Source organism: Boseongicola aestuarii (genome assembly GCF_900184815.1).
GTDB classification, from domain to species: domain Bacteria; phylum Pseudomonadota; class Alphaproteobacteria; order Rhodobacterales; family Rhodobacteraceae; genus Boseongicola; species Boseongicola aestuarii.
The window spans coordinates 287,852-302,468 of the sequence record NZ_FXXQ01000002.1; the positions used below are offsets into that span (position 1 = coordinate 287,852).

The window sequence follows — 14,617 nt, forward strand, 5'->3', positions numbered from 1 at the left end:
TTGACTGACCGGATCAAGGACTTAAACGTAGAGTTTTCACCTGCCGGCTTTGATGACTGGAACGCGGTGCACGCGCTCTTGGTGACGTCATTCGCCTATATGGACGGCCAGATCGACCCTCCGTCGTCATTAACGAAGATGAACGCTGAAAACTTGCGTGAAGTGGCTAGGTCGGACGCGTTTGTCGTGGCAAGAGACAGCAACCGGATCGTGGGGTTCGGCTTTGGCAGCACGCGAGGCAAGGCCCTGTATCTATCGAAACTTGCGGTACACCCCGACGCGCGAAATCGCGGGGTTTTGCGGCGTATTGTGTGTCGGTTTGTAGACTTCGCCATCGCATCCGACTTGACTGCCTTGACCCTGCAAACACGCGTGGAACTTGAGACTAATCACTTTATTTTCAACGCATTAGGGTTTACGAAGTCCGGTGAAACCCGCCACCCAGGCTTTGACCGGGTGACTAGTCTCACCTTTTCGAAGGCGCTTTAGCCAGTTGTTTGCATGGCTTCGGAAGGTGCCTTACGGCGGAACCATTTTCTGGGTTCGCAGTCCGGACCGTGCCAGTCTTCATTTCGCGTGAGCCACATGGTTCCGGCAAGAGCAAGGAAGGCCAATGTGGAGCCAGCGAGAAGAGCGTGATCCGAGCTTTGCAGGATCAGATACAAAATCGTGTAAACGATTATTAACATCGCGGCCAAAGTCCTCGTTTGCTTGCCCAGTCTAAGCGCTGTAGCGCCAAATATGGTTAACAGGGCGATCGTCGCGGCTGAGGCAAGAAGATAGGCGGCTCCAAAGCCGATTTGTTCGGCATACGAGGCCATGAGAAGCACGAAAATCGACTGCGCCAGGCCGATCATCAGATACTGCACCGGGTGAGCTGACTTTGTGCCGACGCGGTCCAGCAGCAGGACCGTAAGGAAGGTCAGACCTATGAAAAGAAGGCCATATCGCGCGGAACGGTACGCTTTTTGGTAGAAGTCGTTGGGCGTAATGAACCGCACACCCATCAAAGGGACAGAGCTTGCGGAATGGTCGAGTGCTTCGCGGCTGACTTGCGGAAAAGGCCGGGCCAGATGCGGAACCGTCCAGCGGGCGGTAAAGCCATTTTCGTTGATCTCCCGGTCTTCAGGAAGAAAACTGCCGAAGAAGCTTGGATCAGGCCAATCGCTGGCGATGGCCAGGTGGGTCGTGCGCCCCGTTGCGGTGGCGGCGAAGTGCTGGGCTCCGTTCAGTTTGAGTTTTAGCACGAAGGGTCCCGAGGCACGTGGATCGCCCGGAGTCGCGGTGATGCCGCCGCCGGACTTCTCGTTCGCTTGTGCAATCGGCTCAAGGGTTAATGGCAGACCGTTTGTGGTGAGTTCGGCTTGGCCGCGCAGCGCCCGGTTGGAGGTCAGATGGACGTCGATACGGGCATCGTTCCAGAGCAGGACCTCATCACCACCGACAGCATCGCTTGCGGACAGAGCGTTGAAGTCAAAGGTTATTTGAACGTCGGCAGTATAGACGGGCACCTCAAAGATACCGCGGGCGCGGGTCTGAGAAGCCGTGGTGACGCCGATGTCGAGGGACTCGGCGAAAAGGTAAACCGGCGGGCGCTTTTCGGTGATTGTTTCCTCGTACCGCTCGTATACAGGTTTGCCGTTTTCGTCCTGCAAGGGCTGCCCTGTAAAGGCGTCCACGACCTCGCGGCGGCGGTCGTAGGTGACATCTTCGATGACGGGAATGACAAGCACGGGACCGCTGATTTGCTGGGCACCGCCCCATTCGCTGGAGATGTCGTTGACGGTTTGGCGGGAGTAGTTGGCGCGGTCGTTGATGACCGAGGAGACGAGGTTAAGAGGTATGAACATCAAAAGAGCGAGGAGCCCGACGGCGATGAAGCGGAAGCCGGTGGATTGAAACATGATTTGTCCCTTGTTTTTAACATGATGGGACGAGTTTGGCAGGGCCGATTGCAGGCCGTATGGCGTGGTTCGGGATGGCTTGTGCAGGGTCTGCGAGGTGATTGGACAGGGTAAAAGGCAACGTCTGTATAACGTCGGTGTCACGTCGGTATGACGTCGGTGCGGCCGTTCGGTGAGACTAACAGCGGATTAACACGCGGTTTTCGCGCGTCTAGCGATCAATGTTTTCGCAGGACGTCGGGCTGGCCTGCGAGGGATTTCTGGCACCGCAGTAAGTGCAGACCCAGTCGCCCGCCGCGCGGTCTTGTCGCCAGCGGCAATTGCGGGTGAGGGTCGTCGCGGTGCGCTTCCAGTAGAGGTAAGCGAGGACGCCGAGGAGAAGGGCGAGAAAGAGAAGTGGCATGGAGCATTAACACCACGCCACTGGCAAGGGCGAAAGCCCAATTTGGGCCAGGCTAGTCAACCGCGAGCCCGACACCCCCGGAACTGTCGGCGTTTGCACCACTGAAGAATAGAGACATGCCATTTCCAGCAAGCCCATCAATGCTACCATCAAAAGTGTAGGAAACATTGATGCCGTCGATGGTTCCAGCTGCGGTTCCATTCAATCCGTCACCGATACCGGACTCGTTGGAACCGGTGAGATTACCTACAAGAGATATGCTCCCTGAGACTGCGCCGCCAGTTTTGGGGCTCGCGATTTCAGAAAAATACTGCACGAAATTGCCAGCCGTCCCTGACAGTGAATCTGTTGCACTTGCGTTGGTGAAATCGACAGTGACGCTGAGGCCGCCGTAGTAGGCGGCTGCGCCGGCCGGGTTCGAAGCGGCATCTGTACCAATATTCACAACACCATTGTAGGTCGCGCTCGCGTTCAGAGCGTTCACAGTTGCATCAGGTGTGCGACTTGCAAGTGTGGGATCCGATCCAAATGCAGCAAGTTGTGATGCATAGGCCTCAAGACTTGACCCGCCACCACCGCCTCCACCGCAAGCGGAGAAAAGCAGTATCGCACCCGTTGCAGGCAAGGAAATAAGAGCTTCTCTCATCTGAACAGTCCCAATTGCTTTAAGCTATTGAAAATCGCTATCCTGCAAACATGGGCAAAATTTGACACCACCGCTTAACTTTTGCCTTGATCAGGACAGTGGCAAAGGCCCTTTGATCAGAAAATTGGGGCTTTGCCCCTGACCCTCTTCGGGTCTTGGCCAGGATGTTTTCGGCCGATAATGCAAAAAGGGATCTTCCTTCATGTCGAAGGCAAATCCCTTTCTCCGGTCATTACCGGCCACGGCCATCGGCGTCCCCGCCTGTGCCGCAGAACCAGACCTAGAATTGCGAGGTTACCAAAACGTTATTATTGGCCCAGAAATATCCTGGGGGAGCCGACCTTAGGGAGGCGGGGGCGAAGCCCCCTATTTCTTTTCAGACGACGCGCTCGACCATCATCTTCTTGATCTCTGCAATGGCCTTGGCCGGGTTTAGCCCTTTGGGGCAGGTCTTGGCACAGTTCATAATTGTGTGGCAGCGGTAAAGCTTGAACGGATCTTCAAGTTCATCAAGACGTTCGCCTGTGGCTTCATCACGGCTATCGATGATCCATCGGTAAGCGTGAAGAAGCGCTGCGGGGCCGAGATACCGGTCACCATTCCACCAATAGCTCGGACAGGACGTCGAGCAGCAGGCGCACATGACGCATTCATAGAGACCGTCGAGTTTCTCGCGGTCCTCAACGGACTGACGCCACTCTTTTTGCGGATGGTTCGTTTTGGTTTCAAGCCAAGGCATGATCGAGGCATGTTGAGCGTAGAAGTGCGTGAGATCAGGGATCAGGTCTTTGATCACCGGCATGTGCGGCAGCGGGTAGATTTTGATGTCGCCTTTCACCTCGTCCATGCCATAGATGCAGGCCAGCGTATTGATGCCGTCGATGTTCATCGCGCAACTTCCGCAGATGCCTTCTCGGCAAGAGCGGCGGAAAGTCAGCGTCGGATCGATCTCGTTCTTGATCTTGATCAGCGCGTCCAGAACCATCGGGCCACAGGTGTCCATATCGACGTGGTATGTGTCGACGCTTGGATTCTTGCCGTCGTCGGGGTTCCAGCGATAAATCTGCACCTTGCGCAGATTGGTCGCGCCTTCCGGAGCGGGCCATGTCTTGCCGGTGCGGATGGTCGAGTTCTTGGGGAGGGTCAGTTGGACCATGGGTTCTCTCCTTTACAGGCGACCGAGAAGGACAGGAAGTCCTTCGGTCGCAAGGCATTGAATGGTTTCGGGGCGCGAGACAATACGGGTAACGATCTCGGCTGTTGAAGCGGTTGGCCCCGTCACGCTGTCGGCGGCGAGGGTCAGGATTTCCTGTGCGCTGGCATTGTCGATGACGCAGTCGGTGGCTGGTTCGAGAGGAATGCCGGGAAAGCGTTCTGCAAGAATGGGGCGCACCTGTCGTTTGGCGGCGTCACGGGCGAGATTATCCTGTTGCGCGGCCGTGCAGGCTGTCAGAGCGATCGTGGCGAGAATAGCGAGGTGTTTCATCAAAGCTCCAGCGGGCGGATTGGCCCCTGCCCGGTCTTGCGGAGCACGCAATCCTTGTAAACCTGTTGAGGATCCTTGCCCAAGAGGAAGTCGGACGAGATGCCAATTTCTACGCGGCTGGACACGTTGCCCCCGCTGTTGACGCCAATGCCAATTTCGCCAGTCGGACCAGCTGCCTTACGGGCTTCGTCCTCGCATAGTTCCGCCGCTCGCTCGGGCGAGATCGGGCCGCAGGCGACCAAAATGCCGGAGAGGGCAAGTGTTATGGTCGCCTGTCGGATCAATAGACGCGTGCCTTTGGCGCGATCTTCTTGAGGTCGATGCCCCCTTCGTCCTGCGTGGTGAGCGGATCAAGATGCACGGGCCGATAGGAGAGTTCAACCTTCTCGCCGACGGTGGCAAGAGAGTGTTTGCGCCATTCGGTGTCGTTGCGATCAGGGTAGTCCTCGTGGGCGTGGGCGCCGCGGCTTTCCTTGCGGGCTTCGGCGCTGACCACTGTGGCAAGCGCGTTTGGCAGCAGGTTCGACAGTTCCAGCGTTTCCATGAGGTCCGAGTTCCACACGAGGCTGCGGTCGGTGACTTTGATGTCGCTGAATTTGCCGGCGACGTCGTACATCTTTTCGACGCCTTCGCCGAGCGTCTTGTCGGTGCGGAAGACGGCAGCATCGGCCTGCATGTTCTTTTGCATCTCAAGGCGCAGTTCGGCGGTTGGTGTCTGACCGTCAGCGTGGCGCAGTTTGTCGAAGCGGTCGAGGGCTGCGTCGACACTGGCCTTGTTGAGGGTCGGGTTCGAGGTGTTTGGATCGACGACCTGTCCGGCTTTTATGCCAGCGGCGCGACCAAAGACCACCAGGTCGATGAGGCTGTTCGAGCCAAGGCGGTTCGCGCCGTGAACACTGGCGCAGCCTGCTTCGCCAACAGCCATGAGACCCGGCGTGATGCGGTCGGGATCGTCCGCAGTCGGGTTCAGCACTTCGCCCCAGTAGTTCGTCGGGATGCCGCCCATGTTGTAGTGCACTGTTGGCAGAACCGGGATTGGTTCTTTGGTGAGGTCGACGCCCGCGAAGATGCGCGCGCTTTCCGAGATGCCCGGCAGGCGCAGCGCAAGCGTTTCGGGTGGGAGGTGGTTCAGGTGCAGGTGGATGTGGTCGCCTTCGGCGCCGACGCCGCGTCCTTCGCGGATTTCCATCGTCATGCAGCGTGATACGACGTCGCGGGAGGCGAGGTCTTTGTAAGTCGGGGCATAGCGCTCCATGAAGCGTTCACCTTCGGAGTTGGTGAGGTAGCCGCCCTCGCCGCGCGCACCTTCGGTGATCAGGCAGCCGGCGCCATAGATGCCGGTCGGGTGGAATTGCACAAACTCCATGTCCTGAAGAGGCAGACCTTGCCGCGCAACCATGCCGCCGCCGTCGCCAGTGCAGGTGTGGGCGGAGGTGGCCGAGAAATAGGCGCGGCCATAGCCGCCTGTGGCCAGAACGGTCATCTTGGCATTGAAGACATGAAGCGAGCCGTCTTCGAGGTTCCATGCCAGCACGCCCTGACACGTGCCGTCTTCGGCCATGATGAGGTCAGTGGCGAAGTACTCGATGTAGAATTCGGCGTTGTTCTTCAGGCTTTGTCCGTAAAGCGTGTGCAGAATGGCGTGACCGGTGCGGTCGGCGGCGGCACAGGTGCGTTGCACGGGCGGGCCTTCACCGTATTCGGTGGTGTGACCACCGAAGGGGCGCTGGTAGATTTTGCCTTCCTCAGTGCGCGAGAACGGCACACCATAGTGATCTAGTTCGTAGACGGCTTTCGGGGCTTCACGAGCGAGGTATTCCATCGCATCGGTGTCACCGAGCCAGTCGGAGCCTTTGACGGTGTCATACATGTGCCACTGCCAGCTGTCGGGGCCCATGTTGCCAAGGCTTGCAGCGATGCCGCCTTGCGCTGCAACCGTGTGCGAACGCGTCGGGAAGACTTTGGTGATACAGGCGGTGCGCAGGTCCTGTTCGGCCATGCCAAGCGTCGCGCGCAGACCTGCGCCACCGGCGCCGATGACGATGCAGTCGTACTCGTGTGTTTCGTAGTCGTAAGCAGCCATGGGAATTCCTTAAAGCGCGATCTTGGCGATGGCGAAAACGCCTGTCGCGGCAGCGCCGTAGCTGAGGCATGTCAGAAGAATGATGGTGATCTCGCGGGCGAGGCCGTGGACGTAATCCTCAACCAGCATTTGAACGCCGGTTTTGAAATGCATGAAAGACGTCACGACCATCAGGGCGGCAACGATTGCCGGGAATGGCCGTGCGAAATAGGCCATGACCGCGTCGTGCGGCTGGCCCAGCATCGGGCCGAAGGTGAAGACGAAAAACGGTGTGAGGATCAGGAGAGCCACGGAGGATTTGGTCATGGACCAGTGGCGCTTGGTGCCCTCGCGGGCCGAACCCATTCCTACGGCGCGCTTCAGATCGGTGAGATAAGCCATGTTCGATCCCCCTCAGACGGCCAGAATGGTGATGATGGTGAGGACCAGCGAACCGGCGATCACCGCGAGGCCGAGCTTTTCGGCTGTTTCGATCTCAAGGCCATAGCCTGCGTCCCAGATCAGGTGCCGCACGCCGGCCAGCGCGTGATACCAGAGCGCCCAGACCGAAAGCGTCATGACAAGATCACCGAACCATGAGGTGATCAGACCATCTGCGACAGCGAAGTATTCAGACGACGTCGCCGCTGCCAGAAACCACCAGACGATCAGCAGCGCGGCCACAAGCAAAGCGTTGCCCGTGATACGCGTGAAGATTGATGTTATGGATGTCATTTGCGGACGATAAATCGTCAGGTGCGGCGACAGGGGACGCTTCCCCCGGTTCACATCGGCCATTTTCGGCTCCCACTTCTTTCTTTATTCGCTTTACACGATGGTTATCAGATTAATCACGGATGTCACGTGCGCCGTAGCCGCAGCGCGGCAATTTGTGCCGGGTGCGAGAGAAATTTTGCCCCTTTGTGATCACAGATTTTTCTGGTGTGATCACATGCAGGAGAATCGCGATTACTTCAGTTCATCCAGAACGCCGGAGATGTTCGTGTTGTAGCTGAATTCGATCATCCGCATGGTGCCTTCCACATCAGCAGCTATCAAAAGAACAGCCATTGGTGAGTCGTAGCCCTTGGGAAAATAAAAGATCAGATCCTGTGCGAACGAAGGTGCTTCACGGCGCTGGAGGATCGTCACGCAACGATCAAAGCCCTCGGGGAAAGTGGTTTCGAGGGGGCCGAAATAGCCGTCATAGTTTTCCGCGAGATCCGGGAAGTATGGGCCTGCGATGCTCGTAAACGATTGATAATCTGCGTTCAGAAGTGCTGCTTTTGCGGTTTCCAGAAGCGCCACGTCAGCAGCCTGTTCGGGGCCGCAAGTCCCGCTGAAAGCCGGAGCGGCAATGAGGCCTGCAAGAGCTATTAACGCGAGACGGTGCTTCATGTCGGCATGAGAGCCCAATAATCGAGGTCAAGCAAGACGCCTGAATCGTATTTCCCGGAGTCGCTTTTGAGCGTGAAGGCCTGCGTTTCGGCGCGATGCGCAACCAGACGAAGCCGCAGTGCCCCAACACCAGGCGCTGATGTTTCGGCTTTGTCGAGCACTTCGGACCAGGCGGCAATGGTGTCGCCTGCGAAACAGGGCCCCGCGTGACTGCCGCCGTTCAGAGCAACGACCATTTGCGCGTTGGCGAGGCCGTTGAAGCTTAGGCTTCGGGCCATTGAGATGACGTGACCGCCGTAGATCAGGCGTTTGCCATCCGGGCGGTTCGTGGCGTCAAAGTGAACTTTTGCCGTATTCTGCCACAGGCGGGTGGCAAGCATGTGCTCGGCCTCTTCGATGGTGACGCGGTCGACGTGGTCGATCTTCTCGCCGATCTCGTAGTCACCCCAGCGGTGGGATTCGCCAGCGAGTGTGTCGTCGTAATTTGAAAAATCGAGGCCTTTGGGCAGGACCAGCGCATCCGAAGGCACGCTTGCGGCAAGCTCGGGAATGACGGTTTCGGGGGCGGGCGCGTCGATGTCGCGCTTTTTGACCATGACCCAGCGGACATAGCTCATGACGGCTTCGTCGTGCTGGTTGAAACCGGTCGTGCGGACCCAGACAACGCCGGTCTTGCCGTTGGAGTTTTGTTTGAGGCCTATTACTTCGGACTGCGACCGGATGGTGTCGCCGGGCCAGACGGGGGACAGCCAGCGGCCTTCCGCGTAGCCGAGGTTGGCAACCGCATTCAGGGAGATTTCGGGCACGGTCTTGCCGAAGACGACGTGAAATACGACCATGTCATCAAGCGGGCTGAACGGCAGTCCGCAGCTTTGGGCGAACTGGTCGGACGAATGCAGCGCATGACGCGCGGGGTAAAGCATATGGTAAAGCGCGCGTTCGCCCATTCTGACAGTGCGGGGCACGGCGTGGGCGATGGTTTCGCCGACGCGGTAGTCCTCGAAAAAGCGTCCCGGGTTAGTTTTCAAGGCGTTAGCCTCCGAATGGAAAATAGCCGAGCCAGGTGTGGATCGCTGCAAGGATGCCGTAAACAACAAGGGTGATGACGCCGAGACGGATGTCTCCGGCGACGCTCCCGCCGTCATAGGGCGTGTAGTCGGGTTCGGCTTGGTTGATCAGAACGATCTCGGCCAGCGCCCAGATGGAAAGGCCGCCGAACAGGACGATGGAGGCGGTGTCGCCATTGACCAGAAGGTGCGAAGCGGACCAGACGACGACGCCGGTCAACATCGGGTGGCGCATCTTTTTGCGCAGGCGGCTTTTGGACGAACCGAGGCCGAAGAGGGCGACGGAGAACAACATCAGAAGGTTATTGATGCCTGTTGTGGCGGCGGAGCGGCCCCAGAGGAAATCGACGTTCGCACTGCGATAGCCCATGACCATCAGGACGACCGAAAGCACCAGAAGAATGGCGATGAGGCCTTTTGAGGCATCGCCCATCTTGTTCTGCATGGCCGCGCGGCCTGCGGGTGCGAGGCGTTTAAAGGAATGAACGAAAGACCACAGAAGCAGTCCGAGGATGAGAAGGGTCATTGGTCAGGCGCGCCTTGCGATTGCATCCGCGCGGGTAAGTGTCGCGCGTGCGGTTTCGATGTGCAGGTTTTCGACGATCTTGCCGTCCACCACTGCAACACCTTCGCCGCGCGCGAGGGCTGCGTCAAATGCTTCGATCTGCCGCTTGGCGAGGTCGATCTGGTCTTGAGTCGGGGCGAAGGCGGCGTTTGCGATGGCCAGTTGCGCGGGGTGGATAAGCGTTTTGCCATCCATGCCCAGCGCCCTGCCCTGTTCGCATTCGGTCTTCAGGCCATCGTCGTCCTTGAAGGCGTTATAAACGCCATCGACGCAAATGATCCCGGCGGCGCGGGCGGCCATGAGGCAGGTTTGCAACGCCGTCATCATCGCGGAACGATCACCGCCGGTGGCGCAGCCGATGTCTTTGGCAAGGTCATTGGTGCCGAGGATGAAGCCAGAAACAGGGGCGTGATCGGCGATGGCGAGGGCGTTCAGGACGCCTCGAGGGGTTTCCAACATGCACCAGATGGGAAGGTCGCCGGTCAACTCTGCAAGGGCCTGAGTGTCGGCGGGGCCGTCAACTTTCGGCAGGAGAACGGCGTCGCAATCCATGTAAGCCACAGCGCTTGCGTCGTCCCTGCCCCATTCGGTATCGAGCGCATTGATGCGCACGATGCGCTGGCGGTGACCGTAGCCGCCTTTGGCAAGTTCACGGGCGAGAATTTCACGGGCGCTTGTCTTTTCGTCGGGCGTAACGGCGTCCTCGAGGTCGAAGATGATTGCATCGCAATCAAGCGTGCGGGCTTTGTCGAGTGCGCGCTCTTTCGAAGCAGGGATATAGAGAACTGACCGGTAAAGGGTCGTCTTTTCGGTCATGATAGCTTCCCCACGATTCGCGCCATACAGTAATAAAGTTGCGCGGAACCTGCATATTTGCGCAGCAATCCGCAAGCCTTTTCGCCGCAACGCAGCGAAGTCCGGCAGCGGCAGAGGCCACCGCACGGGCTGTTAACCATATTTAACGGTTAAGAAATGAGGCTTTGTGGTCATGAAAAACCGGATTGACCGGCCCGAGGAAAGGACCCGAGATGACCAAACTCTTGACTGCATTGACCGCTATTTTGACATTCATGACCGCTTCCGCTGCAAGCGCCGAGCCGAACTGCGGACCGCGCGCGGCGGTGATTGCGCATCTTTCGGATAACTTCGGAGAAAGCCGTCAGTCCATACGGATGGGCCAGGAAGGGCGCGTCGTCGAGGTTTTTGCGTCGCTTGAGACGGGAAGCTGGACGATCACTGTGACACTGCCGAACGGATTGACCTGTCTTGTCGCTGCCGGGGAGGCGTTCGAACTGTTGGCCGAAGCTCCGATTCCAAGCGGGACCGAAAGCTAGGTCAGCGCGTCGAAGATAAGTTTTGTGCCGGTGAGAGTCAGCAGCACATAGGTGATCAGAAAGAACGGGCGTTCCGGGATTATTCGGTGCGCTTTCACGCCGAGCCACGCCCCAAATAGCGCGGCGGGCGCAAGGTAGAGGCCCGCCAACAGGGTTTGTGATGTGAAGATCCCCAAAATCGCGTACGGAATGGCCTTGAAGATATTAACGGCCCAGAAGGTGATCACGGTAGTCGCCTGATAGGTTGTCTTGTTCAGGCCGCGCGCCAGAAGGTAGACCGCAACCGGCGGCCCTCCGGCGTGGCTGACAAAGCTTGTAAAGCCGCCGATCGCGCCGGCAAACAGTCCGACGATTGGCGCAAAGGGGCGGTCGGGGATGCGGATGAGGTTCCGCGCGCGTGCAAGCTGGAAGGCGACGAAGGCCAGCGAGATCACCCCGAGAAAAATCCGCAACAAGTCGGCATCCGCTATGCGCCAGAAAAGCGCGCCGAGGGCGACGCCGGGGGCGGCTCCGAGGACAAGTAATCGGGTGTCGGACCAACTCCATTGCTTCCAGTAGGGTTTTAGTGTCGCAGCATCAATGAGCATCAAAAGGGGCAGCATTAATCCCACGGCGAGGGCCGGATCGACGATAAGCGCAAGCAAAGGTGCGGCGACAAATGCGGCGCCTGAACCAAAACCTCCCTTTGATATTCCAGCAAAAATCACTGCCGGGATCGCAATCATGAAGAATGTGGTGTCGAGGATCATCGCTGACTCTTGTGGCATGGACTTGACCGGCTGATAGCGTCGGACAACCGACAAGGGAAGGATCACAACCCGCCGCTTGGCTCTTGCACCTTGGCGAGACTCTGGCTACCCCTCGGCTCCGAACCGCTACATTTCCACTCGGATCGGAGACCAATCCCCATGTCCAGACCAAAGATCGCGCTTATCGGCGCAGGCCAGATCGGTGGCACGCTTGCCCACCTTGCTGCCATGAATGAACTCGGCGATGTCGTCTTGTTCGATATCGCGGACGGCACGCCGCAGGGCAAGGCGCTCGATATTTCGGAAGCCGGTCCGTCGGAGGGCTTTGACGCCACTTTGACCGGCACGACAGACTATGCAGATATCGCGGGCGCGGACGTTTGCATCGTCACAGCTGGCGTCGCGCGCAAGCCTGGCATGAGTCGCGATGACCTTTTGGGCATCAACCTCAAGGTCATGAAGTCGGTCGGCGAAGGCATCAAGGCACATGCGCCGGATGCGTTTGTGATCTGCATCACCAACCCGCTGGATGCGATGGTCTGGGCGCTGCGTGAATACTCCGGCCTGCCGCATGAGAAGGTTTGCGGCATGGCGGGTGTCCTCGATAGCGCGCGCTTCCGGCATTTCCTGAGCCTTGAGTTCGATGTGTCGATGAAGGACGTGACCGCGTTCGTTCTTGGCGGACATGGCGACACAATGGTGCCGTCGGTGCGCTATTCGACAGTTGGCGGTATTCCCCTGCCCGACCTGGTCAAGATGGGTTGGACAACGCAGGAAAAACTGGATGCGATTGTGCAGCGCACCCGTGACGGCGGCGCCGAGATCGTTGGTCTTTTGGGCAACGGGTCGGCCTATTATGCGCCGGCGACAAGCGCGATCGAGATGGCCGAGGCCTATCTGAAGGATCAAAAGCGTCTGCTGCCATGTGCGGCTTATGTGGATGGCGCGTTGGGCCTGAAGGGCATGTATGTCGGCGTGCCGACAGTGATCGGTGCCGGGGGCGTCGAGCGGATTGTGGACATCGAATTGTCGAGCGAAGAACAGGCGATGTTCGACAAGTCGGTCGATGCTGTGAAGGGTCTTGTTGACGCTTGCAAGGCGATCGACGACGGACTTTGATTGGCGTTCATGTTAGATTTTCGGGAAAGCCCCGCGGCCCTAAGGGGCTGAGGGGCTTTTTTGTTGCAAGAGCGTGTTTGTTTCGAAGATCTGCCTGATTTCGTATACTTCCGGGGGGAATACCTCCTCGGGAGGTATGGGCCAGACGTCAGTGTGGGCGTGTTCATACAGGATGTAGTCCGGCCAAAGTGCCCTGTCAGCTTCCTCAAAAAACGGCGCGAGGCACAAAGGCTCCGCGCCTTCGATATCGACTTTGAAAACGCTGACGCGCGGCTTGATCGCGGGGGTCACAAAGCTTTTCAGAGGGCGTAACGGCACGGTGAAGGAACCCGTGCCTTGCGCGGCAGGCAGAATCGTCGCCTGTCCTGGGTTTCCAGGGGCGGATAATTGGGCCTCGCCTTCCTTTTCTCCGAGTGCGCATCGGTGCAAGGTAACCTTCAGATGCGGGTTCAGGGCGCAGTTGCGTTCAAATTTATCAGCCATACGGGGATTTGGTTCAAATGCAATGATCGTGCTGTCAGGACTGGCCGCATCGGCCACGATAAGACTGTAAAGGCCTACATTTGCACCAATATCGTAGAAATCCACTGAGCGGTCGCGCACCAGGTCACAAATGGTGGCCATTTCTGCTTCCTCATCGGGCGCGCCTTGGCCAAGTCGGATTTCGGAGTAGTTTTCTTCGAGACCTAGCCGCATAGCGACATTGCCCAGCACAATATCGCCTTCCAGTTCGCCGGTATCGTCGCGTGGTTTTAAGTTAGAGACATGCGACGTCTGTCCGAATACGGCCGCGACTTTCTCTGCGCTCCAAAGTCGTTTCTTTACCAATAGACCGTGCCGGCGCAGCTTTCGTTTCGAGCGATTGAAGGTCGAGACACGGCGGAAGAACGCCCGCAAGCCATCCTCGCCTCCGACGTCAAACAAATGCTGCAGGTGAGCATTAAGCGCGCGCCCGTCAACTTTTTCTGGGCGCTTGCGGGCGTCGTGGAACGCAGCTTGATAAGCGCCGCTTTTCATGCGGTGGTGCACTTTGGACAGCCACTCGTCTTCGGAATTGCCGTGCAGGTGCAGCAGAAGCATATCCTCTTGAATTTGGCCCTCGGCGCGAGCGCTGCTGATCCAAGGAGCATGTATGGATAGCACCATTCCTTCAATATTCGTGCGTACAAAGAACTTGCCTGCAACATGGCTGAGTAGGCCCCGATTGAGAAGCGGGTATTCCTCACCGTAGGCTTCGAGCCCGACCCGCCGACCGCGCCGATCATTTGACAATGCTCGACGAAAGACCGTGGTCACAGAATCCCGTGGGTGAGCAAAGGCTTCGACTGGCAGAAGGCGCAGAACGTGGGTTTCGGGATTTGATCTGGCCAGAATCCTAGCGATGGATCCTGTTGCAGTGATCAATTCGTCGGCGTCGATATGAGTGATCCAGTCAGTCTTCGCAACGCGGTAGGCGTGGTTCGCGTTATGTTTCTGACGCGCCTGATGTGTGGAGGGACGAGCGTTTTTCCAATGAAATGAGTCGCATGAAACTGTCGTGACACGCTCCAGTGACGCGACGTCTTCCATGACTGGGTCTTCAGGATCGTCAAAATACAGGATGATTTCGTCGGCCCCGAGAATAAGGTGGTGCGCGACGAAATTGCGAACTACGTCCGCGTTCTCGTGTACCGTAGCGACAATGCTCCAAGTGGCGTTCATTTGCTTGACCCTTGTTCCGTGAGCGGACCTTACGGCGCACAGGAAACCAGAACTACCGGAATCTGCTCGGTTATAGAGGCACGCGATGCGCTACTGCTTGCACGATCTTTCGTATTGCGTGGCTGGCAGGCGGGAAAGCATTGCGTTTGAGATGGCTCTACCGGCGCATGTGAACCATTTGTC

The 14,617-nt window shown here is 58.1% G+C and carries 18 protein-coding genes; 3 read left to right on the top strand and 15 right to left on the bottom strand.

From position 1 onward, the window contains the following. The gene (locus tag BOA8489_RS04365) at window positions 1–489 is read left to right on the top strand and encodes a GNAT family N-acetyltransferase (RefSeq protein ID WP_093972763.1); all 489 of its coding nucleotides are present in this window, start codon (window positions 1–3) and stop codon (window positions 487–489) included. On the opposite strand, the gene creD is transcribed toward BOA8489_RS04365, so the two are convergent. From creD to BOA8489_RS04430, 13 genes are all read right to left on the bottom strand, one after another. After that, window positions 486–1,904 carry a cell envelope integrity protein CreD gene (creD, locus tag BOA8489_RS04370; protein WP_093972764.1) on the bottom strand — a complete coding sequence of 473 codons (1,419 nt, stop codon included), beginning with the start codon at window positions 1,902–1,904 and terminating at the stop codon, window positions 486–488. The two genes, BOA8489_RS04365 and creD, sit on opposite strands and share 4 nt — an antisense overlap. A gap of 211 nt (window positions 1,905–2,115) precedes the next feature. Then, window positions 2,116–2,307, bottom strand: coding sequence for a hypothetical protein (locus tag BOA8489_RS04375; RefSeq protein WP_093972765.1), 192 nt, complete (start codon window positions 2,305–2,307; stop codon window positions 2,116–2,118). 52 nt (window positions 2,308–2,359) lie between these two features. Then, window positions 2,360–2,953, bottom strand: coding sequence for a hypothetical protein (locus tag BOA8489_RS04380; protein ID WP_141138234.1), 594 nt, complete (start codon window positions 2,951–2,953; stop codon window positions 2,360–2,362). 376 nt (window positions 2,954–3,329) lie between these two features. Then, entirely contained in the window at window positions 3,330–4,109 is a 780-nt protein-coding gene (locus BOA8489_RS04385) for a succinate dehydrogenase iron-sulfur subunit (protein ID WP_093972767.1), read from the bottom strand. Between the two features lie 12 nt (window positions 4,110–4,121). Then, complete coding sequence (locus tag BOA8489_RS04390) at window positions 4,122–4,439, bottom strand: hypothetical protein (protein ID WP_176440207.1); 318 nt, start codon at window positions 4,437–4,439, stop codon at window positions 4,122–4,124. After that, window positions 4,439–4,723 (bottom strand): hypothetical protein, encoded by a 285-nt coding sequence (locus tag BOA8489_RS04395; protein ID WP_093972769.1) that lies wholly within the window; start codon window positions 4,721–4,723, stop codon window positions 4,439–4,441. The genes BOA8489_RS04390 and BOA8489_RS04395 overlap by 1 nt, the downstream gene beginning before the upstream one ends. Further along, on the bottom strand, window positions 4,720–6,522 hold the full coding sequence (gene sdhA / locus BOA8489_RS04400; RefSeq protein WP_093972770.1) for a succinate dehydrogenase flavoprotein subunit: 1,803 nt from the start codon (window positions 6,520–6,522) through the stop codon (window positions 4,720–4,722). The genes BOA8489_RS04395 and sdhA overlap by 4 nt, the downstream gene beginning before the upstream one ends. Window positions 6,523–6,531: 9 nt before the next feature. Next, a complete protein-coding gene (sdhD, locus tag BOA8489_RS04405; RefSeq protein WP_093972771.1) occupies window positions 6,532–6,903 on the bottom strand; it encodes a succinate dehydrogenase, hydrophobic membrane anchor protein in 372 nt (123 codons plus the stop codon). Between the two features lie 12 nt (window positions 6,904–6,915). Then, on the bottom strand, window positions 6,916–7,299 hold the full coding sequence (gene sdhC / locus BOA8489_RS04410; RefSeq protein ID WP_093972772.1) for a succinate dehydrogenase, cytochrome b556 subunit: 384 nt from the start codon (window positions 7,297–7,299) through the stop codon (window positions 6,916–6,918). A 171-nt stretch (window positions 7,300–7,470) separates the two neighbouring features. Continuing rightward, on the bottom strand, window positions 7,471–7,899 hold the full coding sequence (locus BOA8489_RS04415) for a hypothetical protein (protein WP_141138235.1): 429 nt from the start codon (window positions 7,897–7,899) through the stop codon (window positions 7,471–7,473). After that, window positions 7,896–8,927: a MaoC family dehydratase gene (locus BOA8489_RS04420; RefSeq protein WP_093972774.1), complete on the bottom strand. Its 1,032-nt coding sequence runs from the start codon at window positions 8,925–8,927 to the stop codon at window positions 7,896–7,898. Before BOA8489_RS04420 ends, BOA8489_RS04415 begins: the two co-directional genes overlap by 4 nt. A gap of 4 nt (window positions 8,928–8,931) precedes the next feature. After that, entirely contained in the window at window positions 8,932–9,492 is a 561-nt protein-coding gene (locus BOA8489_RS04425; RefSeq protein WP_093972775.1) for an NnrU family protein, read from the bottom strand. A 3-nt stretch (window positions 9,493–9,495) separates the two neighbouring features. Further along, entirely contained in the window at window positions 9,496–10,347 is an 852-nt protein-coding gene (locus BOA8489_RS04430) for an HpcH/HpaI aldolase/citrate lyase family protein (protein WP_093972776.1), read from the bottom strand. Window positions 10,348–10,559: 212 nt separating this feature from the next. Between BOA8489_RS04430 and BOA8489_RS04435 the strand changes: the two genes are divergently transcribed. Further along, window positions 10,560–10,865, top strand: coding sequence for a hypothetical protein (locus BOA8489_RS04435; protein ID WP_093972777.1), 306 nt, complete (start codon window positions 10,560–10,562; stop codon window positions 10,863–10,865). Here the strand turns inward: BOA8489_RS04435 and BOA8489_RS04440 are convergent. Further along, a complete protein-coding gene (locus tag BOA8489_RS04440; RefSeq protein ID WP_245813659.1) occupies window positions 10,862–11,632 on the bottom strand; it encodes a sulfite exporter TauE/SafE family protein in 771 nt (256 codons plus the stop codon). The genes BOA8489_RS04435 and BOA8489_RS04440 overlap by 4 nt on opposite strands. A 141-nt stretch (window positions 11,633–11,773) precedes the next feature. On the opposite strand from BOA8489_RS04440, the gene mdh reads away from it, so the two are divergent. Next, entirely contained in the window at window positions 11,774–12,733 is a 960-nt protein-coding gene (gene mdh / locus BOA8489_RS04445) for a malate dehydrogenase (RefSeq protein ID WP_093972778.1), read from the top strand. Window positions 12,734–12,772: 39 nt separating this feature from the next. Here the strand turns inward: mdh and BOA8489_RS04450 are convergent, their stop codons facing one another. Next, the gene (locus tag BOA8489_RS04450; protein ID WP_093972779.1) at window positions 12,773–14,434 is read right to left on the bottom strand and encodes an FkbM family methyltransferase; all 1,662 of its coding nucleotides are present in this window, start codon (window positions 14,432–14,434) and stop codon (window positions 12,773–12,775) included. Window positions 14,435–14,617 lie beyond the last annotated feature (183 nt).